A 25,304-nucleotide genomic window follows, 5' to 3' on the forward strand; every position below is an offset into this window, starting at 1 on the left:
CGTGAGCAGATATGAGACGCGATGAGACAGAATAAGACAGGAAGGTGAGTTAAGTGATTGAATTTTTGATGTTTTAGGTACAAAAAAGGCCACCCGAAGGTGGCCTTTTCCAAACGTTTGGTGGAGCTGGCGGGAGTTGAACCCGCGTCCGAAAACCGTTCATCATTGGTACTACATGCTTAGTCGATCTTTAATTTCGCCACCCACCTGCGAACCGACACGCTAATGAATGACTAGCCTGAATTAAAATTCGCCGTTCATCTCTCAGGCGGGAGAATCCGGGCTAGCGCGTTTGGGTTTGATCCCTCGTTATTCCCCGTCTTACGTGCGGAAGCTAGGGCGAGAGAGCTCTGAGCAGGTTATTAAGCTGCTAGTGCGTAGTTTTCGTCGTTTGCGACTATTTTTTTGCGGTTTGTTAACGAGGCCTACCGCACCTCGGCATGCACCTCAGACTTCTGAATTCCCGTCGAATCCTAAATCAGCCCCAGGTAATATTCGCATAGTAACAGAAAAGCATTGGCTGTCCAGTACTATGCGTTTAAGTGGTCAAGATTAACGCAGTGTACTCTTCATTACGCGTGCTTTCTCTCTTGCCCAGTCTTTTTCTTTTAAATCCGTACGTTTATCGTGCAGCTTTTTACCTTTTGCTACGCCAATTTTTAGTTTCACCCAAGAGCGAGACCAGTACAGAGAGAGCGCCGTTAATGTCATACCTTCACGGCTCACACGTCCGAATAGGTTGTCTAGTTCACGACGACTCATTAGTAGTTTACGCACACGTGTGGGGTTCGCCACAACGTGTGTCGATGCCTGATTTAAAGGAGTGATTGTCATGCCACTCACAAAGGCTTCACCGTCACGCATAAATACGTAACTTTCAGAAATATTGGCTTTACCTTGGCGAAGGGCTTTCACTTCCCAACCTTGGAGCTCCAAGCCAGCTTCGATTTCATCATCGATGAAATACTCGTGGCGAGCTTTTTTATTCAGCGCGATAGTATTGCTACCCGCTTTTTGTTTCGTTTTTTTCTTTGCCATAATAGCGACATTATACGGGTTGGATATCGGATAGGAAATCCTTTTATTTGCGCAATCGTGGAATAAAAGTAAAATTGGCAGGAGCTTTAAATCTGTACATGTATCGATAGGAGTATGTATGAAGCAAGTCAGCCGTTCTGCGCTTGTGTCTTTTAGTGCTGAACAGATGTTCAATCTGGTTAACGATGTTGCTAAATACCCTGAGTTTCTGCCTGGTTGCTCGGGCTCTAGAATCATTGAGTCTTCGGGTAATGGTATGGTGGCTTCTGTCGATGTGGCGAAGGCTGGTATCAGCAAAACGTTTACTACTTCAAATGAGCTGATCCCAGGCCAAGCAATTATGATGAACTTGGTGGATGGTCCGTTTAAGACATTGCGTGGTGGTTGGGTTTTTACCGCGCTAGATGAGGAAGCTTGCAAGGTTGAGCTAAAGCTTGAGTTTGAATTCTCAAGTAAAATGATTGAGATGGCCTTCGGTAAGGTTTTTAACGAGCTTACCAGTAACATGGTAAATGCATTCACTAAACGCGCAAAACAGGTCTACGAGTGTTATGAGTATTGAGTCAGATATGATTCACGTAGAGGTTGTCTATGCTCTTCCTCATGAACAGCGTGTATTTAATTTAGTGGTGAATAATCACGCAACGGTAGAAGAGATCATTCGACAATCTGGCGTGTTAGAGTTATACCCTGAAATTGATTTATCTAAGAATAAAGTGGGTGTGTTTAGTCGTAATGTGAAGTTAGATGCGACCGTTCGAGATCGAGATCGAATAGAGATATATCGTCCGTTACTCGCAGACCCGAAAGAGATTCGTCGTAAGCGGGCGGAGCAGGCTAAAGCCGAGGGGAGTGCAGACCCTGTCACCGGTGGTAAGCCTAGCTCTGTACGTAAGAATAAGTAGACTTGATATCAGTCCCAATGGATGGCGTCATTGATTCAAAGTGTGATTGCGCGATATCTAGATAATAAAAAACCTCTCATGTGAGAGGTTTTTTGCAAAAAGCCGTTTACTGGATCTGCTCGTAAAATGCGTCACTTTTTGGGAAGTCACCACTGATATCTGCGAGCGTGCCTTGGTCGTTAAAGTTAACGATCAGGTCTTTTTGCACTGGATCACCGTGACCAGGAGTATGGTGATAAATGTAGTACCAAGTGTTCGGGTAGCCGTTTTCAATAAGCATTGGCGACCCTAGTACGAAGCGAACCTGTGCTTTAGTCATCCCAAACTTTAATTTATCTACCGCACTTTGTTCTACATAGTTGCCTTGGTTGATATCAATGCGATAAACCAGTTTTTCCAATACCGAACATCCTGTCAGCAATGTCATTGCTAATGGTACGGCAACTAACCACTTCTTTAATTGCATAATAATTTCTTAGTAACCTTTAAAATACTGCGCTGATAATAAACAAGCTCGACGCAGATGTAAAAAGCTATGCGTCGTATGATAGGAAATCTGACAACGAATTTTGAGTTGAGTTGCATTTATTGATTCTCTCACATGTATGTTTATGTCGATGAGCGATTTTCTATCCAGTTTAAGCGGTAACTAATGACAAATAGCCAAGTTATTGAGCTATGGGGTGGCACTGACCATTGTTTCGAAAGGGAATCAGCACCCAAGCACTTTGATATGGTGATGGGGGAGGTAGAGTCACGGAGTAGTGTTCGTGACTCTATCTTTGAAAGAGCATGGCTAAGCGGCGATGAGGAGCTCTTTGGCGTTTGCAAGGGTAGAATCTGTAATTCGGCTACCTCCAAGTAGGCGAGCTAATTCTGCCACACGTTGTTGTTCATCTAATGCGTGCATCTGTGTTTCGGTTTGGCCAGCTTTGGTTTGTTTAGCCACGAACATTTGTTGATGGCCACAACCTGCAACTTGAGGGAGGTGAGTGACACACAATACCTGAGTAGACTCGCCAAGCTTGCGTAGCATTTTGCCGACTACAGCTGCTGTTGGACCACTAATACCGACATCCACCTCATCGAAGATCAAGCTTGGTGTATCCACTTTCTGAGCGGTAATCACTTGGATAGCTAATGAGATGCGTGATAGCTCACCGCCTGACGCAACTTTTGCTATAGGTTGCAATGGCTGTCCTGGGTTGGTCGATACTAAGAAGCACACACTGTCCATGCCAAGTGGTGATGGGTGCGTGTTTTCATTGCTGACCTCGATATTGAATACCGCTTTTTCCATGCTCAATTCGTGCATGCTTTGCGTGATCAGCTTATTCAGCTCTTTAGCGTAACGGCTGCGTGATTTGTGTAGTTTTTCTGCTTGGTTTAGGAAGCTTTGGTACTTTTGTTCCACTTCTTGCGCGAGTTCAGCTAAACGTTCATCAGAGCAATCTAACGCTTCTACTTGGGCCAGAAGATCTTGGTGATGTTGGTATAGCTCTTCTGGCATCACGTGGTGTTTGCGAGCAACAGACATCACTTTAGAAAAACGTTCTTCTACATAAGTCATACGAGCAGGATCCACATCGATGCCATCTAGATAACTGCGTAATTCGTTCTTCGTTTCTTCTAGTTGAATCATCGCTTCTGACAACATGTTGGGTAGCTCAGATAGCTTTTCATCTAACTCTGCTAGTTGAATTAGGGAGTGATTGGCCGATTGCAAAATACCAAGCGCATTGACTTCTTCACCTTCGTAAATAAGTTCGATGGCTTGCTGACAGGTAGTGGCGAGTTCACCACTATTGGATAGTCGTTTGTGCTCTTGCTCGAGCTCTGCAAATTCTTCTTCACCTAGCGATAACTCATTTAGTTCTTTGATTTGGTATTCAAGCAACTGTTTTTGCGCCTGGTTTTGCTGGCTATTTTCTTTTAGTTGCTTGAGGTTATTGTCTGCCTGACGCCAATGCTGGTAAGCACTTCGTGTGCTTTTTAGTAGGTTTAGATGACCTGCATATTGGTCGAGCATAGCCATTTGGTGTTCGCTTTTCATCAATTGATGATGAGCGTGTTGCCCATGGATATTGATCAGCAGTTGCCCTAGAGATTTGAGTTGTGATAGTGGGACAGGACTGCCATTAATGAAGGCTCTTGAGCGACCTTCTTTTGTGATGATGCGACGCAAAATACATTCACTGCCATCAAGCAGATCGTTATCTTCTAGCCAACGCGTTGCATGTAGGTTGTTGTCCAGTAAAAAAGCGGCACTAACTTCGGTTTTTTCTTCACCTTGTCGAACCATGCCAGCTTCGGCTCGTCCGCCTAAGCAGAGCCCAAGTGCATCGATAGCAATGGATTTACCCGCGCCTGTTTCACCTGTGATGGTGGTCATGCCCTTAGACAGCTCGAGTTGTAAAGACTTAACAATCGCAAAATTATTAACACTTAGATGAGCCAGCATTTTTTATTTACCTGTATAACTGAACAATACTGTATAAGAGAACAGTATATACTGTTTCTTTATACAGTAAAGACAGGTGAGAAAAAATTTCTGTGTGGGGTGCTTTTTTGTGATGAAGTGGGAAAAATGAGCCGAAGTGATTACAACGACTCATTAAAATTTAACAGGTTACGGACGAGTTGGGTTAATCGTGAGCGGCTCTAATGTGACTACTGCATTCACACCAGCACCTGGATGATCCACGTATGATGTGTCTTGCATTAGTGTGTAGTAAACGTCGACGAAGTCATCATCATTCGTTAGGACGCCGTCAGGGATCGTGTCGATGATCTTATTCGTGATTTGCGGAATAATCGCGTAAGCCTGAACTTCTGGATCTGGAATCGCTTTCAGCACTTCTCCAGCAACTTGAACAAGGAGTTTTGCCAACTGTTTATAGTCTGTACCATCATCTTGTTCCATGAGCACGATGTCCGCAGCGCCCCAACGGTAACGAGACCAGTGAATAATGATCTGATTTGGGTAGTAATCTTGGTTATCGTAGTCTAAGTATGGAAGCTCTACTAAATCGAGAGTAGGTTCATCACGACTTGGATTGACGCCCGTTACGATAGCGTAGATTTCTGCCTTGCCAGAGATCCAAGGTTCTTTGTCATCGGCTAGACGGATCTTTTTCAACTGCGTTGTTTGAATTGGAGCCGCTTCGCCCACTGTGCTACTTGACAATAGCGGTGCATTTTGGCGTTGTTCATCAGCAATATATGGTTGAACTAAAGCTGGCTGACCGAGTTTTTTCATCTCAGCTTGCATAGCTTGCAAGCCTGCTTTTAGCTCTGCAGAGCTGTTGTTATCAACAACGAGTACAGGTACCTCAGGGAGTTGGTAAACATCGAGTTGATGGATGTTGCCATACACATCAAATGCTTCGATATATTGCCAATTCTCATCATCACCACTTGGTTCAAATGCAAATAATGGCTCGACCTCGCCACTTTGCCATGCTGTTATCATGCTCTCATTCGCTAAACGAACTTCCAGCAACTGATCTGAGTATTCAGAAATACCTTTCCAGCTACGAATTTGAGTGTCAGCTTGTACAAGCTGACGGCTAAACTCGGAGTTGGGGTTTTGTTGAACAAATGCTGATACAGAGACGCTAGTCTGTTGTGGAGTAATATCTCTTCTCAACATGGGTTCAATGGCAGCATAGTTCTCACTCAATTGTTGAGCGAGGGCACGCTTCGTCTTAGTGATATCTTCCGCTTTTGCGTTGGATACACTGTTGACTTGCGTTTCCTCTGATTGGCAGCCAATAAGTGCTAATGTACTGAGAACAGACAGAATGATGGTTTTCTTCATAATATGTCCTTTATTGATTTTATGAAATAGAGTTAATACTCTATTCATGGTGAGAATATCACCGGACATAGATCATTGAATTTGCTTTTCTATCTTTTGTGTAAACTTTGCCCACAGGATCAAAATTTATAAACTTCTCTTTAATGACAGCAAATATCGTGTCGCCTCACTACTTTGTGTCTATTTCTTGTCTAAGAAAGCCAAAAGCCAGTGGCAATTAAGCTGCTGGCTTTTTTATTGAAGTCAATTCCTGAGTAACAAGTGTTAGAACAATTTACTAGACCAACCAAGTTTGTTACGTAAAACGTGATAGTAGCTGTAATCTTTGGGATGGATGAGTTTGAGCACATTTGGACTTTGATAGATGTGGATTTCGTCTCCTGGAGAAACAGGGAGAGACACTTGTCCATCACAGCTAACTTCTTGTGTTCCTCGGTTCTCTGGTGACACCACCAATTTAATTCGACGCTTTCCATCAACCACCAAAGGTCGACTCGACAAGGTATGAGGAAACATTGGCACGAGTGAAATGGCATTCAAGCTAGGCGAAAGAATTGGACCACCGCCAGAAAGCGAATATGCGGTCGAGCCCGTTGGTGTGGAGACAATCAAACCATCGGCTCGTAAAGAGAAGGCGAAGCTTTCATCAATGTACACTTCAAATTCAATCATATGGGCAATTTGCCCTGGGTGAAGTACAGCTTCATTTAGCGCAGCGTTGTGGCTTTTAATTTGCCCGTGACGGTGTACTTCCGCTTCTAAGAGAAAGCGCTCTTCTTCAATATACTCACCGTCGAGTACCGCTTGCAGAGACGCTTGGAACTCGTCTGGGTTTAAGTCAGTTAAGAAGCCCAGGTTTCCACGGTTAACCCCTATGACTGGAACATCAAATCGGGATAAAATTCTTGCCGCGCCTAGCATGTTGCCATCCCCACCAACCACAATGGCTAGATCGGCATTTTTTCCTAGTTCAACTAAACTGGCAAATTGACTCTGCGGGATATCATCCAGTATTGCGGCAAGGCGATCGTCAATAAATACTTTATAGCCTTCAGAGGTCAGCCATTGGTACAACTCTTTATGAGTTTGAATTGCTTGTTGATCTCTTGGTTTTCCGATAATCGCGATCACGTTACATGGATTTTTCATAGCATTTCCGCATTAAAGAGGCTTGAATCAGGAATCTTCATCCCCATAATAATGGCAAGTCACCTAAATATGCGAATTTTTATGTGGTTAAAGCCCGCAAAAACGCGCATGGCTTTAAGGGCATTATGTTGAATTCTGGAGATATCATGAGCAACGAAGAAAACAAAGTTACAGAAGAAGAGCTTGATCAAATCATCGAAGAGGCTGAAAAAGTAGAAGCTGAAGCACAAGAAGTTGAAGCTGAGCTTGAAGAAATTGGTGATGAGACAGACGCTAAGATTGCTCAACTAGAAGCGGCACTACTGTCTAGCGAGGCAAAAGTAAAAGAGCAGCAAGATGCGGTGTTGCGTTCTAAAGCTGAAGTAGAAAACATGCGTCGTCGTACTGAGCAAGAGATCGATAAAGCACGTAAGTTTGCGTTGAACAAGTTTGCCGAAGAGTTGCTTCCTGTTATTGATAACCTAGAGCGTGCAATTCAAGCGGCAGATACAGAGAATGAAACGGTTAAGCCGTTCCTAGAAGGTGTTGAGTTAACACACAAAACGTTTGTCGACGTTGTGGCGAAATTTGGCTTGAAAGCAATCAACCCTGAAGGTGAAGCATTCAACCCAGAGTTTCATCAAGCGATGTCGATTCAGGAAAGCCCAGATCATGAATCAAACACAGTTATGTTTGTTATGCAAAAAGGCTACGAACTAAACGGCCGTGTGATTCGTCCGGCAATGGTAATGGTTGCTAAATAACCTTAACTGCCTGTTTTCAAATATAAAGCGCCCATCATTTTTGATGGGCGCTTTTTTGTTTTAAACGTAAGTTATTGCAATGAGCTTCATTGTATATCGACAAAATGGAAGTTTGATCCCCTTCATATTTTTTCTTATTGGTTAATTATTTTCCTATAGGAGATTTCTTCTCATCTCACTGCGTGTTTATGAACGAAGAGGGCTATAAGTATTTGTAATCATTCGTTGTGTGAATGTTTGTGCTGCATAGGAATGTAAATATAGTCATTTTTTCTACAACAAATCCGTTAACAAAAATGTAAATTATCACTTTATTTTGTAACCTTGCTGTGTATGATTTGCGACTAATGCTTTAAAAGTAAGTATATATAACTACAAAGATGTAAATAGCAAACACAACATATCGGAGATTTATAATGGATAAATCGCTTTCTAGTAAGATTTTTATAGGCTTGTTTGCCGGCCTTGTGCTGGGAACAGCAATTCAGTACTTATTTAGCGGTATTGCGATTTTTGATACATACCTACTTGGAGCAGCAGAAGGCGTTGGCGGCATGTTTGTCTCGCTGATCAAATTGCTTGTTGTTCCTTTAGTTTACGTTTCAATCGTATGCGGCATTGTTGACTTGAAAGACATCAGTGCATTTGGTCGTCTTGGTGGAAAAACTTTTACCCTCTACATTCTTAACACCATCATTGCGATTACGGCGGCTTTGACTGTTGGTTTGATTTTCCAGCCAGGAGCGGGTGCTAATCTGGCAGGAACGGTATCTGAGGCCGTACAGCTGACGACGACAGAAACGCCGGACATTTTCTCTCTAGTTGTTAACATTGTTCCTAGCAATCCAGTACAAGCGTTTGCTAACGGCGACATGCTGCAAATTATCTTCATGGCAATTCTGACAGGTCTTGCAATTCAAGCTTTGGATTCTCGTGGTGGTCCTGCCATCCGCACATTCAAAATGGCAAATGAAATCATGATGAAACTGGTTGGATTAGTGATGAGTCTTGCACCATATGGTGTGTTCGCACTAATGATTCAACTAGGTGCAACGCTAAACGCCAATACATTGATGTCCGTGGCTGGTTACGTGGCTTTGGTGGTTGCGATGTTGGTGTTCTGGATCTTCTTCTTCTACCCAATGGCAGTGAGTATTGCGACCGGAACTTCTCCAAAGACTTTCCTACGTGCAACTCGTGAGCAGATTCTGTTCTCTCTATCTACCGCGAGCTCAAACGCGACTATCCCGGTAACGATGCGAACACTGACAGAAAAGCTTCAGGTCTCTAAATCGGTTGCTGGCTTCGGTGTACCACTGGGCGCAACGATGAACATGTCTGGTGTGTCTATCTATATTGCTCTAGCAACGATGTTTGTTGCGAACGCTTTTGGCCAGCCAATTAACACCGCAGACATCTTCACGCTTGGTTTAACTATTCTTCTATTATCTATTGGTGCTGGTGGCGTTCCTGGAGGCGGCGTGGTAATGGTAGGCGTTTTGCTTCACCAACTAGGCTTACCACCTGAAGGCTTGGCAATTATTGCTGCGGTTGACCGTATTAATGACATGTTCTGTACGTCTTCAAACGTTGTGGGCGACACGGCAGTGAACACCATTGTGGCAAAAACAGAAGGTGAGATTGGTAAAGAAGAAGGCGTTGACGCTGAGCCTGCTCAAGCGAACGCTTAATGTCTTGAATCATTTATTTTAACCCTAATATTGAAACGAGCTCTTATGAGCTCGTTTTTTGTTTAGGAAGAGTCGGGCATAAATACATTTACCTGAGAAATGGTGTTTTGTTGCGCTACAGCAGTGTGACGAGTTCCCAACTAATCAGAAAGAAACACATAAATTTCGAAAAAAGACGCTTTTTTTAATTCTGCCCTTGAAAAGCATTTTGCCGCCCTTATCTATGTGGCATAGAGAAGCAAACATTGATTATTTTTGTTTGTGAGCAAGGGTTGAAACCCGATTCTCCTCCCCCACATTGGGGTTATAACCAAACGAAAATAGAATTTATTCGGAGATAGCCAGATGGGTAAAATCATTGGTATTGACTTAGGTACTACTAACTCATGTGTTGCTGTATTAGACGGCGACAAACCACGTGTAATTGAAAACGCAGAGGGCGAACGTACTACTGCATCGGTTATTGCTTACACTGACGGTGAGACGCTAGTAGGTCAACCTGCGAAACGTCAAGCAGTAACTAACCCAGAAAACACGCTATTTGCAATTAAGCGTCTAATCGGTCGTCGTTTTGAAGACGAAGAAGTTCAGCGTGACATCCAAATCATGCCTTACAAAATTGTTAAGGCTGACAACGGTGACGCTTGGGTAGAAGCAAAAGGCCAAAAAATGGCGGCTCCTCAAGTTTCTGCTGAAGTTCTTAAGAAAATGAAGAAAACTGCTGAAGATTTCCTTGGTGAGGAAGTAACTGGCGCAGTTATCACAGTACCTGCTTACTTTAACGATGCTCAGCGTCAAGCTACAAAAGATGCTGGCCGTATCGCAGGTCTAGAAGTTAAACGTATCATCAACGAACCAACAGCAGCAGCGCTAGCTTACGGTCTTGATAAGAAAGGCGGCGATCGCACTATCGCGGTATACGACCTTGGTGGTGGTACATTCGATATCTCTATCATCGAAATCGATGAAGTTGAAGGCGAGAAAACATTCGAAGTTCTAGCGACTAACGGTGATACTCACCTTGGTGGTGAAGACTTTGATAACCGCCTAATCAACTACTTAGTAGACGAGTTTAAGAAAGAGCAAGGTATCGATCTTAAGAACGATCCACTAGCAATGCAGCGTGTTAAAGAAGCAGCAGAAAAAGCGAAAATCGAGCTTTCTTCTACTTCTCAAACTGACGTAAACCTACCTTACGTTACTGCAGATGCAACTGGTCCTAAGCACATGAACATTAAAGTGACTCGTGCAAAACTAGAATCTCTAGTTGAAGACCTAGTACAACGCTCTCTTGAGCCACTAAAAGTAGCTCTAGCTGACGCTGATCTATCAGTAAACGACATCACTGACGTAATCCTAGTTGGTGGTCAGACTCGTATGCCAATGGTTCAAGCGAAAGTTGCTGAGTTCTTTGGTAAAGAAGCGCGCCGTGACGTAAACCCTGACGAAGCAGTAGCAATGGGTGCTGCAGTTCAAGGTGGTGTACTTGCTGGTGACGTTAAAGACGTACTACTACTAGACGTAACTCCACTGTCTCTAGGTATCGAGACAATGGGTGGCGTAATGACTAAGTTAGTTGAGAAGAACACAACTATCCCAACTAAAGCGAACCAAGTTTTCTCTACAGCGGAAGACAACCAGAGCGCGGTTACTATCCACGTTCTACAAGGTGAGCGTAAGCAAGCGATGTACAACAAGTCTCTAGGTCAATTCAACCTAGAAGGCATCCAGCCTGCACCACGTGGTATGCCACAAATCGAGGTTACTTTTGACCTTGATGCGGACGGTATCCTACACGTGTCAGCGAAAGACAAGCAGACTGGTAAAGAGCAGAAGATCACTATCCAAGCTTCTGGCGGTCTAAGCGATGAAGACATCGAGAAAATGGTTCAAGAAGCAGAAGCTAACAAAGAAGCGGACAAAAAGTTCGAAGAGCTAGCGACTGCACGTAACCAAGCTGACCAAATGATTCACGGTACTCGTAAGCAAGTAGAAGAAGCTGGTGAAGCACTACCTGCAGAAGAGAAAGAGAAGATTGAGGCAGCAATTTCTGAGCTAGAAACAGCGCGCAAAGGCGAAGACAAAGAAGCTATCGATGCTAAAGTTCAAGCACTAATGACAGCTTCTCAAAAACTGATGGAAATCGCTCAACAACAAGCTCAAGCGCAGCAAGCACAAGGTGCTGACGCAGGTGCACAGTCTAAAGAAGACGACGTTGTAGATGCTGAGTTCGAAGAAGTTAAAGACGACAAGAAATAATATTTCTTAACCAGATGGCTGCAAAGCCATCTGGGGTCGATAAGACTTCGTGTGCGGGCGTTTGGGGCAACTCTTACGCCCGTCTGTTTGTAAACGCTGTCTTTCTAGTTAAGTATGTTGCGGATAAGTGCACTTACCTAGAACGATACAAACACCAAGCGGTGAATCGATGCCGTTTGTAGTAATTAACTGGTGACGAAGAACATGTCAAAACGTGATTTTTACGAAGTATTAGGCGTAAGCCGTGATGCCTCAGAGCGCGATATCAAAAAGGCGTACAAGCGTCTAGCGATGAAATTCCACCCAGACCGAAACCAGGGTGATGAGTCTGCGGCGGACAAGTTTAAAGAAGTAAAAGAAGCGTACGAAGTTCTGACCGACCCTCAAAAGAAAGCGGCGTACGACCAGTACGGTCATGCTGCTTTTGAACAAGGCGGCGGTGGTTTCGGTGGCGGCGGCTTTGGTGGCGGCGGCGCTGATTTCGGCGACATCTTTGGCGATGTATTCGGCGACATTTTTGGTGGTGGTCGTCGTGGCGGTGGTGGTCACCGTGCTCAACGTGGTGCGGACTTACGTTACAACATGGAACTGACGCTAGAAGAGGCGGTTCGTGGTGTAACGAAAGAGATCGAAGTACCAACACTAGTACACTGTGATACCTGTGATGGTAGTGGCGCGAAGAAAGGCTCATCTGCTGAAACATGTGGTACCTGTCATGGTCATGGTCAAGTACAGATGCGCCAAGGCTTCTTCGCAGTGCAACAAACCTGTCCAACCTGTCACGGTAAAGGCAAGATCATTAAAGACCCTTGTAATGAGTGTCATGGTCAAGGTCGTAAACAGAAAACCAAAACACTTAACGTTAAGATCCCTGCAGGTGTTGATACTGGCGACCGTATTCGTCTATCTGGCGAAGGTGAAGCGGGAGAAATGGGAGCACCAGCGGGTGACTTGTATGTACAAGTGCACGTGAAAGAGCACCATATCTTCGAACGTGATGGTAACAACCTATACTGTGAAGTGCCTGTAAGCTTTGCGATGGCGGCTCTAGGTGGTGAAGTTGAGGTACCAACTCTAGATGGTCGCGTAAGCCTAAAAGTGCCTTCAGAAACGCAAACAGGTCGTATGTTCCGCATGCGTGGTAAAGGTGTGAAAGGCGTCCGCGGTGGCGGTATCGGTGATCTTATTGTTAAGTTGGTTGTTGAAACACCAGTAAACCTAAGCTCACGCCAAAAAGAGCTGCTTAAAGAGTTTGAAGAGTCTTGTGGTGGTGAAGCGGCGACAAAGCACAAGCCTAAATCAGAAGGCTTTTTCAACGGTGTGAAAAAGTTCTTTGATGATTTAACCAGCTAGGACGTTAGTGAAAAGCACAAATACAAAGGCCTGCTAAAATGCAGGCCTTTTTGCATCTCGGTGTTCTTTTAATTCCAGCAATCACTTGGTTCTTCGACATTTGTTGACGTTAAAGTAATCGTTTTAGCGCCAGTCAAGCACTCGTCGTCGTCTTGTCCCAGAGCCGATTTTGCTGTTGCTGTAATGGTATAGGCCGTACTTGCAGAGCTCGCAATATTGAAAGAAAATCTATCTGTGTCTGAATCACATAGAGTGCATGTGCCTCCAGAGATAATATGACTCCAGTCGTACCCACCATCATAAGATGTCTCTAGCTCTAGCTGAATTCGACTAAGATCGCTCAAGGCAACCGTCCTATGAGACTTAATTACATGATTGGTATAAGAAGGGTAGGCGACAGCAGTAATGATCCCGACAATCACAACGGCTATCAGTAATTCGATCAATGTCATCCCTCCCAATCTTTTTTTGTAGCTGTTACAGCGAGAAATTCGAATTATCACGAGTTGTTTCCTTTTCACTTTTCCGCCTATTTTTGGCAGGTGATAGCATCTGTGCAAGATGAATTACGGCCCTTCTGCCGTTTACATAGGAATTTGGGAAATGCCTCGCGGGTTTACGTTGTTGGAGCTTCTTATTACTGTTGCTGTACTGAGTATTATATTGGCGTTTGCAGCTCCAAGCTTTAGCCGTGTTTCACAAACTGTGCAAATGCAGCGATTGGCAACTGAATTAGCTGGTTTTCTAAGCCAAAGTAAGTCCGAGGCGGTAATGAGAAATCAAAAGTTATATATACATTTCTCAATGGCTAAAAACGTTGTTGTCAGTCAAGGTGCATGGTCTCTACAGTTAACTGACTCATCTAGCGGCTCAGGGGGAGTAATCTTAAACCTTTCCGGCTCCGCATACTCTGAATTATCTTTGAAGCACAGTTACGATAATCAAAAAATAAGCTTCGATGAGGTCCGTGGACGGCCCCAAGGAGGAAATATAGAGTTTTTCCCAACCAATGCTCAAAACATAAAACTACAAGCAAAGCTCTCAAACCCTCCTGGGAGGATTAAGATTTGTAGTAATTCTGGAGCGAAGTTATATGATTACCATCAGTGCTAACAAACGCTATCAAAGAGGTAGCTCTTTAATTGAATTAATGATTAGTTCTTTAATTGGGTTAATTGTTCTTAGTGTAGTGGGCTCTATATTCTTGAGTTTACAAAAAACAGCAAAAGAAAAAAGCTTAGAGCTAAATTTATTGCAAGGTCTTAATATCACTTTATCTGTTATGAAAGAAGATATTCAAAGAGCAGGTTATGATGGTGGGAACGGTAGTTCACTCAAATTATCCGGAGCTACAGGAACCATAATGCTGAGCGGCGCCTCTTCTGTTGGTTTTGTGTATTTTAAAGAAGACTCAGCTGCCAATGAAGACTATCGAAATATTAAGTATGAGAAGAGAGATACTCGGTTTTTTATATGTGAAAAAGGCGTTGTGTCTCAAACACAAATATTATCTTTTGATGGTATAGATTTTTGTCGTTCTCTATTTGATGATGATATTTTCCAAGTCACCCAATTCACCGTTAGTTCAGAAACAGTGACTAATGGAGGAAATGTAAGTTCGGTCACGAACGTTAAGTTAGGTTTGCAAACGATTGATGGAGTCTTTAGTGAAGTCGCGGAGTTTTCTATCAAACAAAGGAATTGGCAATGACATCTAAATATAGCTATTCCGGTTATACCACTTTGCTTGTGACTTCTATACTTTTATTACTTGCTTTAATTGCATCATTAGCATCATCCAAAGGTGTATTTTTTCAAATAAAAGTTGCGCAAAACGAAATAAAATCTCGACAAGCACATTGGTTAGCTGAAGGAGGTGTTGAATGTGCATGGGCGCAATTTAGAGTTAGTAATATTGTACCTGCAGTAATAACAGATTGTGGCTCAGGGCTTTGGACGGTTCCGAATTTTACGAGTACTTCCAATGGGTATTTGGTTACTTCTAATGTTGGATTTACAAGCATTAGTAAGGAGATTATTTTGGGAGGTAACTTGAGCTATGGTGCAATGCAGTCTAGTGCCGACATTTATTTTCATTCTAGTGCAACGTTTTCTACTCCAGATCCAGGGGAATTGAGCAGCGATGGGTGGGAGTGTATTGCGTTAAGGTATAAAAAGCGCTTTTACTCCTCTTCAGTTGATAATAAAGGCGTAATTCATGGAGAGTCTCCCTATGCCGATTTTAACAACCCTACAAATAAAGATTGTGCAAACACGACGGCAAACCGTCATCTCTCATCTAGTGTTGGCGGGGTTGGTGCTGGTGATGATTTTACTCAAGATACAGATTTAAAGCCATTTGAATCCTTCTTTGGAGTAAAGGCTGAAGAGCATAACGATGTCCGAGATAATGGTGTATTTCATGTTATGACGGGCTCAGTGGCTGGTGGCATACCTAATTGTGGTGCTGCTTTAACAGCAGAAATTCAGTCAGGGAAGCATCATTTATGGGTTGAAGGGAGCTGTGAAATCAAGCAATCGGAATACAATGATTTGGTGAATGCTACATCATCGACCAATGGCGTAACAGTGCTCATTCATGATGGTCTTTTCTCCGTGATGGGACCACCGAGCTCCGGCGCTACATCAAATAAGTTTAAAGGGGTCTTGTTTCATTTCAATCATGATTATGCTCCGGCAACAGCGGATTGGGTTGGGTTCGAAGCCAATGCTCACCTAAATCATGTGCCAAGTGTTGTAGAAGACTCATACAGGACAATAGCTTCTTATTATCAGCATGGTTCTTTTACGGTATCTGGTGGTCAATATTTTGATAGTGAAGATCAGGCAGCGGTTTTCTTCGATTCTTTGGACTTTAGATACAATAAAGATGTGATAGACAATTCAAGGAATGCGCATGCAATTCCTAGATGGAAGAAGGGCTCTTGGAATGATCTCTAAACAAAAAGGTTTTAACCTTCTTGAAGTTCTAATTTCTTTTCTGCTTATCGGTGTTGGGGCTCTAGGTTTAACGAAGCTAAACGTGTATCTAGAACGCGAATCCGAATATGCCATAAAAAGTATTGAAGCACTGCGTCTAGCAGAAAACCAGCTCGAATGGTTCCGGACGCGTGGTGCTTCTGCGGCGATGTCTACCATCACACCTGCAAATTTTGCTTCTATTGCAACAGGCTCTTCTGTTACTGGATCTTATGTCGTCGAGTGGGAAGTTCCAGCTGCCACGGTTTCAGGAACACTGAAAACTATCACTATTACCTCTAGCTGGAAGGATAGAATCGGCGAGACGCGATCAGTTCAGCTTAAAACGATGATCTCACAATACAGTGAATTCGAAAACTAAGTTCAATTGCATGCATGCGCTGAGACAAATGCGGGTGTAATTCCTGTTTGATACCGGATTTGTCACGGTTAATAAATGGTTTTTGAACTGTTAATCGAGTTGATGTGCTACTGTTTTTATTATGTTTAATTGAAGTGGTGTTTTTGCAAAATATGTCTCCAATTATGAAAAAAATATAGAACCTTGTGCTTTCTCCATTAGTGTTTACTAGAATACTCGTTGGATAGTAGGCCGTTATAATTATTCAAATAGGCCTTGGCACCAACATCATTCACTATGGAGTTACCATGAGTAACCAAGCTGTAAATAAGGCACCATCATCGAAGCCGAGCGGGATGGAGCGCTTTTTAAACTTTATCGAGAGAACAGGTAACAAAATCCCTGATCCTGCGATTTTGTTCTTCTGGGCATTGATCATTACTTGGGCGGCGTCAGCACTTTTGTCGAATGTATCATTCGATCTTCCAAACCCTCGAACGGGCGAAGCTCTTACTATCACCAACTTACTTACGGGCGAAGCGCTAGCAAGTTTCCTTGCTAACATGGTGACGACGTTTACTGGCTTTGCGCCACTGGGTATCGTACTTGTCGCAATGCTAGGTGTGGGTGTTGCAGATTCTTCGGGCTTTATTACGACGGGTCTTAAGAAGATGCTGAACTTCACGCCAGCTAAGCTTCTTACTCCAATGCTTATTTTGGTTGCTATTGTATCGCATACTGCGGCAGATGCAGGCTATGTTCTGGTTATTCCTCTTGGCGGTATTATCTTCCATGCGGCAGGTCGTCACCCTTTAGCGGGTATTGCGGCAGCATTTGCAGGTGTATCTGGTGGCTTCTCTGCAAACTTTATCCCTTCTGGTATCGATCCACTACTAGCTGGCTTTACGCAAACCGCGGCGCAGGTTCTTGATCCTGAATACGTGGTTAACCCATTAGCAAACATCTTCTTTACTGGCCTATCTTCCATCATTATTGTGGGGATTGGTTGGTACGTGACAGAGAAAATCATCGAGCCTCGTTTATCAAAAATGCCAATTGATGACGATGCGGAAACCGCGCCAAACCTAGGTTCATTTACTGAACTGGAATCAAAAGCATTCCGTTATGCAGGTTGGGCAATGATGGCGGGTATTGCTTTACTTGTTGCAGCGTTAATTCCAGAAACATCAGCACTTCGCTCGCCTGAAGGTGAAATTACGGCCTTCTCAGCACCGATAATGAAGTCTATCGTGCCGTTGATCTTTATTCTGTTTATCATTCCTGGTTATGTTTACGGTAAAGTGTCTGGAACGTTCAAGACCAGCAACGACATTATCAAAGCGATGGCTGATACCATGTCGACTATGGGCGCATACATTGTAATGTCGTTCTTCTGTGCTCAGTTCTTATCTGCATTTGCTCAGTCAAACATCGGTACGATGCTAGCGTTGTATGGCGCAGAAGGCTTAAAAGCGATGAACCTACCAGGTGAAGTGACCATCATCGGTATGATCCTTCTAACCGCGTCTGTAAACCTACTTATTGGTTCGGCATCGGCAAAATGGGCTTTAATTGGTCCAATCTTAGTGCCAATGCTAATGGCGGTTGGTATCTCGCCTGAGCTGTCTCAAGCGGCTTACCGTGTGGGTGACTCTGTATCGAACATCATTTCGCCTCTAATGGTATTTTTCCCTCTTGTAGTGGTTTACTGTCAGCGTTATGTGAAGTCGGCTGGTATCGGTACGCTTGCGTCACTAATGATGCCATTCTCGATTGCAATGCTGATCGGTTGGTCTATCTTCCTAGTTGCTTATTGGATGGTAGGTATCCCGCTAGGCATTCAAGCTCCTTACACTTACACAATGTAAAAACGTGTAGGTAATTGGCAGCCGAAAAGCGCAGGTCTTCGATCTGCGCTTTTTTGTTCTCGCAAAACGAACATCGATAGGTCTTGTAACTAGGTTTTTTGGAGTTGCAAACTTTGTCCCGTGATGTGTTGCTGTAGTGAAACCGAAGTTGGTGATAAAATTCCTGACTTCAATCGTTTTTTGTTTCTTTGGAGCCTCCTTTGTCTAACCATCCGTTTACCCCTCAAGATGAATTGTTTATGCGCAGAGCGATGGTGCTTGCTGAGCAAGCAGAAGCTGAGGGGGAAGTACCTGTCGGCGCAGTGCTTGTCAAAGATGGTGAAATTATCGCTGAGGGGTGGAATCGCTCTATTGGTACTAATGACGCTACCGCACATGCTGAGATTCAAACACTGCGTAAAGCAGGCCAAAAGCTAGAAAATTACCGCCTTCTGGATACGACTTTGTATGTAACACTTGAGCCATGCCCAATGTGTGCGGGAGCCTTATTGCATAGCCGCGTTAAGCGGGTCGTTTTTGGAGCGCCAGATTTAAAAGCGGGAGCAGCAGGAACAGTGCTTAATTTGTTTGAAAGCCAAGCTGCTTACCATTACGCCTTGATTGAAAAGGGGCTGCTAGAAGATGAGTGCCGTACTCAGCTACAAGCGTTTTTTAAGCGTCGCCGAAAGGAAATTAAAGCAAAGAAACAAGCACAAAAAGCATTAGAAAATGGAGAGAGCGAACAAGGTAGTGGGAGTAGTGAGGGCTAGCAAACACCTACAACGTGGTAGATGTTTGCTTGGACGCACTAGTGATTGACTAAATGTACAAAAACACGATTACGTGAACTTACTTTCTTTTTCATACATGTCAGTTTACGTTTACGTCGGATAGCAGCTACTGTGTTATTTAAACGCTTTGACTGCACTCTACGTCTTCTCATATTCAAAACCTCCTGCAGACAAGACTTATACCAGTAAAGCGCGGCTCATCGATGCTTGGCAATAGGCTCGATAATCGCACTAAACATTGTATGGTTTAAACGTTCTTCATTTGACTTCTGCATTGCACAGAGCCAGCAAACAATTTCAATACGGTGCTTAATAATAGGAGTGGCGTTATTTCGGCAGAGCGTAGCCGATAGCGCCGCTTCATCAACTGAGCTAAACAATGTGGTTACGAAGCAATCTGTTACAAAGCAATCAGTTTAACTAACGGTGAAAAAGGCGACCAACCAAAGGAATGGTTGAGTGTGGTTGGTGTCACTCAGAGTCTTGGATTCTAGATAAGTTTTCGCTAGGACTCAACAAAAATGACGAGCTTCATAGGCTCGTCATTTTTTAGTTTACCGCGGGTCTATTCTTCAGGGCTTTCTTGTTCGGTGTCTTCTTCAACTGTGACGTCAGAAGCACCTGATACTTGCTCTACGACGGCCTCTACAGCCCCTGATATCAAAATGTCGGGGTTGAGCGGCGGAATCACTTGTAAGTCATCGCTATTCTCATCAATCGCTGGCTGTTGGCTGACATGACCAATGATGGATTGGTAGTAACGTCGAATATTTTCTACGTAATTACGCGCTTCATCACCTCTGGCGTACCCATAGCGAGTTTGACTGTAGTAACGCTTCTGACGCAGTAAAGGCAATCTGTCTTTTACATCCGCCCAAGCGTTTGGATCGCCACCTTGCGCTTTAGTAAGTCGTCGTGCGTCCATCATGTGGCCATAGCCAATGTTGTATGAAGCCAGGGCAAACCATATTTTTTCATGCTCGTTGATGCTATCAGGCACGCGACCTACAATGCGACGTAAGTACTCGACACCACCACGAACAGATTGCTCAGGGTCTAAACGGTTTGTTACCCCGACGCTTTTCGCTGTTGGCAGAGTAAGCATCATCATCCCTCTAACACCCGTTGGCGATTTTGCCGCTGGCTTCCAGTGTGATTCTTGATACGCCAATGCTGCAATTAAGCGCCAGTCGAACTCTTCGCTGTACTTTTGGAATAAAGGTGCCCACTTAGGCAATTTGTCATCCAGAGCTCGAATGAATGCGCGAGTATCAACGTAGTCAAATGCTTCAATATGACCAATGTACTTCTCTTCGAGAGTGGACAGTTCTCCTGATTGTTTAATGTTACCGAAAAACTCTATCAGCATCGCATACAAACTTTCGTCTTCAGAGCGTCGAGTAAACCAAGACACCGGTTGATCTTCTGTAAGTTCAAACGCGAGTGCAAGATCGGGGTAAAGGCGCTGAGCTAGGGAAAGTTCCACCGAATCAGTCACAGTAAAACGCAACTCACCAGTGGATACGTATTTAAGTAAGTCTCTCGTGTCAGCATCGCCAACAATTTCAAACTGCAGCTCTGGGTATTGCTTCTTTAATGCGGTTAGGGTCGGAACATATTGCGATTGTTCAACGATCTTTAATGTTTGCGCGCCTGCATTTGTATCTTCGTCAGATTCGCTGTCTTTCGATGCTTGGTATTCAATCAGCTGTTCGATATCACGTGGTCGAAGTTGCCCCTTTTTATACACAACTTGTTGGCTTACATAATAATAAGCAGGGCCAGGTCTAAAGCGTTTTACCGCTTGTGACGTTTGATTTAAGCCCGTAGCGATGAGATCAATATCTCCTTTCTTAAGAGCTGGAAAAAGCTCGGCTTGGCGAAAGGCAGGTTTAATCTCGAGCTTGACGCCAAGCTGCTCCGCAAACTGACGCGCCAATTCGTAATCCAACCCAGCGGGACCATCGGGACCAATATAATAGGAAAGCTGATTGTTTAGCGTGCCAACACGAAGCACGCCACGTTCCTGAATTTTTTCGAATTCACTTTTGGGTTCCGACTCAATCTGGCAGGCAGAGAGTAGTAGCACAGAAACAAAAATTAGAGCGCTGCGCTTGAGTCGGTTGAGCTGGCTTATTTGCATTAATAGGTACATCTTAGGAAATTTCTATTTGCCTTTATATCAAAGCGAGCTCATGGGGCAAAGTGAATCACACACTTATAGCGTGACATTGTGTGTTTTATCGACATTTTAGTCGTAATTCAAATTTGACAAAAAAAATGACGCAAACGGTTGCTTTTGGTGTTACATCACAAAAACAATTGCTATATAATGCGCTCGCAATGACGAGGTGGAATCGGCATAGGTTCGACAGGGCTTATTTTAAGTGTCTGAATTTATTCCAATATCACCTTAATCAATTGCATAAGAGACCTAAGCACATGAGAATTTTGCGTGGCTCCCCAGCTCTTTCTGAGTTTCGTGTTAATAAACTACTGGAACTTTGTCGTGAACAAGATCTGCCTGTAACTGGCATTTATGCCGAGTTTATGCACTTTGCCGATCTAAAGTCTGACCTTGATGACCAAGAGTTAGAAAAACTTGAAAAGTTACTAACTTACGGCCCAACCATCGAAGAGCATGAGCCAGAAGGTCTTCTACTTCTTGTTACGCCTCGTCCAGGCACTATCTCGCCTTGGTCTTCTAAATCTACCGATATCGCTGTTAACTGTGGCTTGGATAAAGTGAAACGTCTAGAGCGCGGTACGGCTTATTATGTCGAATCTTCAGTTGTTCTATCAGAAGCTCAAGTTGGCGCTGTCAAAGCGTTAATTCATGACCGTATGATGGAAACGGTATTTACAGAATTTGAAGCTGCGTCAGCGCTGTTTACAGTCGCTGAGCCTAAGCCAGTCGCACATGTTGATATCTTAGCGGGCGGTCGTCTTGCGCTTGAAGAAGCAAACGTTTCCCTAGGCTTGGCACTCGCAGAAGATGAAATTGATTACTTGGTAGAGAACTTTACTAAGCTTGGGCGTAACCCAAACGACATTGAATTGATGATGTTTGCTCAGGCGAACTCAGAGCACTGTCGCCACAAAATTTTTAACGCAGATTGGACTATCGACGGGGTAGAACAACCTAAGTCTCTGTTCAAAATGATCAAAAACACGTTCGAAACGACACCTGACTATGTGCTGTCTGCATACAAAGACAACGCGGCTGTTATGACGGGCTCTAAAGCGGGTCGTTTCTTCCCAGACCCTAAATCTCGTCAATACACTTACCACCATGAAGATGCACACATCTTGATGAAGGTAGAGACGCACAACCACCCAACAGCAATCTCTCCATGGCCAGGCGCATCGACTGGTTCAGGCGGTGAGATCCGTGACGAAGGCGCGACGGGTATCGGCGGTAAGCCAAAAGCGGGTCTGGTTGGTTTTACAACCTCTAACTTACGTATTCCTGGTTTTGAACAGCCATGGGAAACCGACTTTGGCAAGCCAGGTCGTATTGTTAACGCGCTAGACATCATGCTTGAAGGTCCTCTAGGCGGCGCGGCATTCAACAACGAATTTGGTCGTCCAAATCTATTGGGTTACTTCCGTACTTACGAAGAAAAAGTGACCTCTCACGCGGGTGAAGAAATCCGTGGTTACCACAAACCAATCATGATTGCTGGTGGTATGGGTAACATTCGTGACGAACACGTGCAGAAGAAAGAAATTCCAGTGGGTGCGAGCTTAATCGTACTTGGTGGTCCGGCAATGAACATCGGTCTTGGTGGTGGCGCGGCGTCCTCAATGGCGTCTGGTCAGTCAGCAGAAGATCTGGACTTTGCTTCAGTACAGCGTGAAAACCCAGAGATGGAACGTCGCTGTCAGGAAGTGATCGACCGTTGTTGGCAGTTAGGCGACGACAACCCAATCGCATTTATCCACGATGTGGGTGCAGGCGGTATCTCTAACGCATTGCCTGAACTTGTCGACGACGGTGAGCGTGGCGGTAAGTTCCAATTACGCGATGTACCAAACGATGAGCCGGGCATGAGCCCACTGGAAATCTGGTGTAACGAATCACAGGAACGTTACGTTCTAGCGGTAGCGCCAGAAAACATGGAAGCATTCGACGCAATCTGTAAGCGTGAACGCGCACCGTATGCAGTGGTGGGTGTGGCGACAGAAGAGCGTCATCTAACGTTAGAAGATTCTCACTTCGACAATACGCCAATCGATATGCCAATGGATATCCTACTTGGTAAGCCACCGAAGATGCACCGTGACGCAACCACACTAAAAGTGGAAAGCCCTGCCATTGTTCGTGATGGTATTGAGCTTAATGAAGCGGTGGATCGCGTACTTCGTCTTCCAGCGGTTGCAGAAAAAACATTCCTAATTACTATCGGTGACCGAACAGTAACGGGTCTGGTTGCTCGTGATCAAATGGTTGGCCCTTGGCAGGTACCAGTAGCAAACTGTGCAGTAACAGCGGCAAGCTATGACACTTACCACGGCGAAGCAATGTCGATGGGTGAGCGCACGCCAGTGGCATTACTAGACTTTGGTGCATCGGCTCGCCTAGCGGTTGGTGAGTCACTAACGAACATTGCGGCAACAGAAATCGGTGATATTAAACACATTAAACTGTCTGCGAACTGGATGTCGCCAGCGGGTCACCCAGGTGAAGATGCAGGTCTTTATGAAGCAGTCAAAGCGGTGGGTGAAGAGCTCTGTCCTGCATTAGGTTTGACGATCCCAGTTGGTAAAGACTCCATGTCGATGAAAACCAAGTGGGAAGAGAACGGCGAGAGTAAAGAAGTCACTTCTCCACTGTCTCTAGTTATCACGGCATTTGGTCGTGTGGAAGACGTACGTAAGACCGTGACTCCACAACTACGCACTGACAAAGGCGATACTTCTCTAGTTCTTGTTGACTTGGGTAACGGCAAAAACCGCTTAGGTGCGACAGCATTGGCACAAGTATACAAACAGCTGGGTGACAAACCTGCTGACGTAGATAACGCAGAGCAGCTAAAAGGCTTCTTTGATGCAATGCAAGCGTTAGTACGTGATGACAAGCTAGTGGCTTACCACGATAAGGGCGATGGCGGTCTATTTGTTACACTGGCTGAGATGGCGTTCGCGGGTCACTGTGGCGTAAAAGCGAACATCGCAGAGCTGGGTGATGATGCGCTAGCCGTTCTATTTAACGAAGAGCTAGGTGCGGTTGTTCAAGTTAAGAATGATGATCTGGATTCAGTTCTATCTACTCTGGCGGCAAACGGCTTAGAGGCATGTTCACATGTGATTGGTTCAGTTAACGCTTCAGACGACTTTATTATCACTTCTGGTGATGCAGTTGTGCTTGAACGTTCACGTACCGAACTACGCGTTATCTGGGCTGAAACAACGCATAAGATGCAAGGTCTACGTGATAACCCAGCGTGTGCTGACCAAGAGCACGAAGTTAAGAAAGACAACTCTGACCCAGGTTTAAACGTTAAGCTCAGCTTCGACGTAAATGAAGACGTTGCAGCACCGTACATTGCGAAAGGTGCTAAACCTAAGATGGCGATTCTACGTGAGCAGGGTGTTAACTCCCACGTTGAAATGGCAGCAGCGTTTGACCGCGCAGGCTTTGAAGCAACCGACATTCATATGAGCGATATCCTAACGGGTCAAGCGGTACTGGATGAATACCATGGCCTAGTAGCTTGTGGTGGCTTCTCTTATGGCGACGTACTAGGTGCGGGTGAGGGTTGGGCTAAGTCTATCCTGTTTAACGCACAAGCCCGTGAACAGTTCCAAGCCTTCTTCAACCGTAAAGAGACGTTCTCTTTAGGTGTATGTAACGGTTGTCAGATGCTTTCTAACCTGAAAGAACTTATCCCGGGTGCAGACTTGTGGCCACGTTTTGTTCGTAACGAATCTGAGCGTTTTGAAGCGCGCTTTAGCCTAGTTGAAGTTCAGAAATCTGATTCTGTATTCTTCGACGGAATGGCTGGTTCGCGCATGCCAATCGCGGTTTCCCACGGTGAAGGGCGTGTAGAAGTACGTGATGCAGAGCACCTAGCAGCGATTGAAGCATCAGGTACGGTTACGGTTCGTTACGTGGATAACCTCGGTAACCCAACACAACAATACCCGAACAACCCGAACGGTTCGCCAAACGCGATTACTGGCTTAACAACAGCAGATGGTCGCGTGACTATCATGATGCCTCACCCAGAGCGCGTATTCCGCACAGTTGCAAACTCTTGGGCTCCGGAAGGTTGGGGTGAAAATGGTGCTTGGATGCGTATGTTCCAAAATGCCCGTAAGAATATCGGTTAATTAACCAAAGGTTAATCTAGCTTAAGTAAAGC

The 25,304-nt window shown here is 44.5% G+C and carries 20 protein-coding genes and 1 other RNA gene; 13 read left to right on the forward strand and 8 right to left on the reverse strand.

The genetic code is table 11. The features are described from left to right. Nucleotides 1-118: 118 nt before the first annotated feature. Nucleotides 119-486, reverse strand: a transfer-messenger RNA (tmRNA) gene (ssrA, locus tag P4S59_RS03460). Between the two features lie 66 nt (nucleotides 487-552). Continuing rightward, entirely contained in the window at nucleotides 553-1,038 is a 486-nt protein-coding gene (gene smpB, locus P4S59_RS03465; protein WP_337167982.1) for an SsrA-binding protein SmpB, read from the reverse strand. 118 nt (nucleotides 1,039-1,156) lie between these two features. Here smpB and P4S59_RS03470 point away from each other — a divergent pair, with 118 nt between their 5' ends. Both P4S59_RS03470 and P4S59_RS03475 read left to right on the forward strand, forming a co-directional pair. Beyond that, complete coding sequence (locus tag P4S59_RS03470; protein WP_258636041.1) at nucleotides 1,157-1,600, forward strand: SRPBCC family protein; 444 nt, start codon at nucleotides 1,157-1,159, stop codon at nucleotides 1,598-1,600. Then, on the forward strand, nucleotides 1,590-1,943 hold the full coding sequence (locus tag P4S59_RS03475) for an RnfH family protein (RefSeq protein ID WP_114323832.1): 354 nt from the start codon (nucleotides 1,590-1,592) through the stop codon (nucleotides 1,941-1,943). Before P4S59_RS03470 ends, P4S59_RS03475 begins: the two co-directional genes overlap by 11 nt. A 106-nt stretch (nucleotides 1,944-2,049) precedes the next feature. Here P4S59_RS03475 and bamE read toward each other — a convergent pair whose 3' ends face one another. From bamE to nadK, 4 genes are all read right to left on the reverse strand, one after another. Further along, on the reverse strand, nucleotides 2,050-2,409 hold the full coding sequence (gene bamE, locus P4S59_RS03480; RefSeq protein WP_005391468.1) for an outer membrane protein assembly factor BamE: 360 nt from the start codon (nucleotides 2,407-2,409) through the stop codon (nucleotides 2,050-2,052). Between the two features lie 330 nt (nucleotides 2,410-2,739). Further along, nucleotides 2,740-4,404, reverse strand: coding sequence for a DNA repair protein RecN (gene recN / locus P4S59_RS03485; protein ID WP_337167983.1), 1,665 nt, complete (start codon nucleotides 4,402-4,404; stop codon nucleotides 2,740-2,742). Nucleotides 4,405-4,572: 168 nt separating this feature from the next. Continuing rightward, nucleotides 4,573-5,763, reverse strand: coding sequence for a DUF3103 domain-containing protein (locus P4S59_RS03490; RefSeq protein WP_005391464.1), 1,191 nt, complete (start codon nucleotides 5,761-5,763; stop codon nucleotides 4,573-4,575). A gap of 264 nt (nucleotides 5,764-6,027) precedes the next feature. Then, complete coding sequence (gene nadK, locus P4S59_RS03495) at nucleotides 6,028-6,912, reverse strand: NAD(+) kinase (protein WP_005391462.1); 885 nt, start codon at nucleotides 6,910-6,912, stop codon at nucleotides 6,028-6,030. 146 nt (nucleotides 6,913-7,058) lie between these two features. On the opposite strand from nadK, the gene grpE reads away from it, so the two are divergent. The 4 genes from grpE to dnaJ all read left to right on the forward strand — a co-directional run bounded on the left by grpE (nucleotide 7,059) and on the right by dnaJ (nucleotide 12,958). After that, nucleotides 7,059-7,655 carry a nucleotide exchange factor GrpE gene (grpE, locus tag P4S59_RS03500; protein ID WP_012842091.1) on the forward strand — a complete coding sequence of 199 codons (597 nt, stop codon included), beginning with the start codon at nucleotides 7,059-7,061 and terminating at the stop codon, nucleotides 7,653-7,655. 416 nt (nucleotides 7,656-8,071) lie between these two features. Then, nucleotides 8,072-9,346, forward strand: a complete 1,275-nt coding sequence (locus P4S59_RS03505; RefSeq protein WP_047010172.1) for a dicarboxylate/amino acid:cation symporter — start codon at nucleotides 8,072-8,074, stop codon at nucleotides 9,344-9,346. A 345-nt stretch (nucleotides 9,347-9,691) separates the two neighbouring features. Next, complete coding sequence (dnaK, locus tag P4S59_RS03510; RefSeq protein ID WP_048626076.1) at nucleotides 9,692-11,605, forward strand: molecular chaperone DnaK; 1,914 nt, start codon at nucleotides 9,692-9,694, stop codon at nucleotides 11,603-11,605. Between the two features lie 204 nt (nucleotides 11,606-11,809). Continuing rightward, nucleotides 11,810-12,958, forward strand: coding sequence for a molecular chaperone DnaJ (dnaJ, locus tag P4S59_RS03515; RefSeq protein WP_005391453.1), 1,149 nt, complete (start codon nucleotides 11,810-11,812; stop codon nucleotides 12,956-12,958). 68 nt (nucleotides 12,959-13,026) lie between these two features. Here dnaJ and P4S59_RS03520 read toward each other — a convergent pair whose 3' ends face one another. Next, nucleotides 13,027-13,458 carry a type IV pilin protein gene (locus tag P4S59_RS03520; protein WP_258619431.1) on the reverse strand — a complete coding sequence of 144 codons (432 nt, stop codon included), beginning with the start codon at nucleotides 13,456-13,458 and terminating at the stop codon, nucleotides 13,027-13,029. 103 nt (nucleotides 13,459-13,561) lie between these two features. On the opposite strand from P4S59_RS03520, the gene P4S59_RS03525 reads away from it, so the two are divergent. The 6 genes from P4S59_RS03525 (at nucleotide 13,562) to tadA (ending at nucleotide 18,915) form a co-directional block, all read left to right on the forward strand. After that, complete coding sequence (locus P4S59_RS03525) at nucleotides 13,562-14,071, forward strand: GspH/FimT family pseudopilin (RefSeq protein WP_047010169.1); 510 nt, start codon at nucleotides 13,562-13,564, stop codon at nucleotides 14,069-14,071. Then, on the forward strand, nucleotides 14,052-14,669 hold the full coding sequence (locus P4S59_RS03530) for a PilW family protein (RefSeq protein ID WP_104974426.1): 618 nt from the start codon (nucleotides 14,052-14,054) through the stop codon (nucleotides 14,667-14,669). Before P4S59_RS03525 ends, P4S59_RS03530 begins: the two co-directional genes overlap by 20 nt. Continuing rightward, entirely contained in the window at nucleotides 14,666-15,919 is a 1,254-nt protein-coding gene (locus tag P4S59_RS03535) for a hypothetical protein (protein ID WP_047010167.1), read from the forward strand. The genes P4S59_RS03530 and P4S59_RS03535 overlap by 4 nt, the downstream gene beginning before the upstream one ends. Continuing rightward, nucleotides 15,909-16,319 carry a type IV pilus modification PilV family protein gene (locus P4S59_RS03540; RefSeq protein ID WP_005381606.1) on the forward strand — a complete coding sequence of 137 codons (411 nt, stop codon included), beginning with the start codon at nucleotides 15,909-15,911 and terminating at the stop codon, nucleotides 16,317-16,319. Before P4S59_RS03535 ends, P4S59_RS03540 begins: the two co-directional genes overlap by 11 nt. 287 nt (nucleotides 16,320-16,606) lie before the next feature. Further along, the gene (locus P4S59_RS03545; RefSeq protein ID WP_017635695.1) at nucleotides 16,607-18,166 is read left to right on the forward strand and encodes an AbgT family transporter; all 1,560 of its coding nucleotides are present in this window, start codon (nucleotides 16,607-16,609) and stop codon (nucleotides 18,164-18,166) included. A gap of 239 nt (nucleotides 18,167-18,405) precedes the next feature. Continuing rightward, nucleotides 18,406-18,915 (forward strand): tRNA adenosine(34) deaminase TadA, encoded by a 510-nt coding sequence (gene tadA / locus P4S59_RS03550; RefSeq protein ID WP_443089043.1) that lies wholly within the window; start codon nucleotides 18,406-18,408, stop codon nucleotides 18,913-18,915. A 586-nt stretch (nucleotides 18,916-19,501) separates the two neighbouring features. Here tadA and mltF read toward each other — a convergent pair. Continuing rightward, the gene (mltF, locus tag P4S59_RS03555) at nucleotides 19,502-21,079 is read right to left on the reverse strand and encodes a membrane-bound lytic murein transglycosylase MltF (protein WP_258634410.1); all 1,578 of its coding nucleotides are present in this window, start codon (nucleotides 21,077-21,079) and stop codon (nucleotides 19,502-19,504) included. A 299-nt stretch (nucleotides 21,080-21,378) separates the two neighbouring features. On the opposite strand from mltF, the gene purL reads away from it, so the two are divergent. Next, entirely contained in the window at nucleotides 21,379-25,272 is a 3,894-nt protein-coding gene (gene purL / locus P4S59_RS03560) for a phosphoribosylformylglycinamidine synthase (RefSeq protein WP_337167985.1), read from the forward strand. The last annotated feature ends 32 nt before the right edge of the window (nucleotides 25,273-25,304 follow it).

Origin of the sequence: Vibrio sp. M60_M70, from assembly GCF_037162085.1 — a bacterium.
GTDB lineage: Bacteria > Pseudomonadota > Gammaproteobacteria > Enterobacterales > Vibrionaceae > Vibrio > Vibrio diabolicus.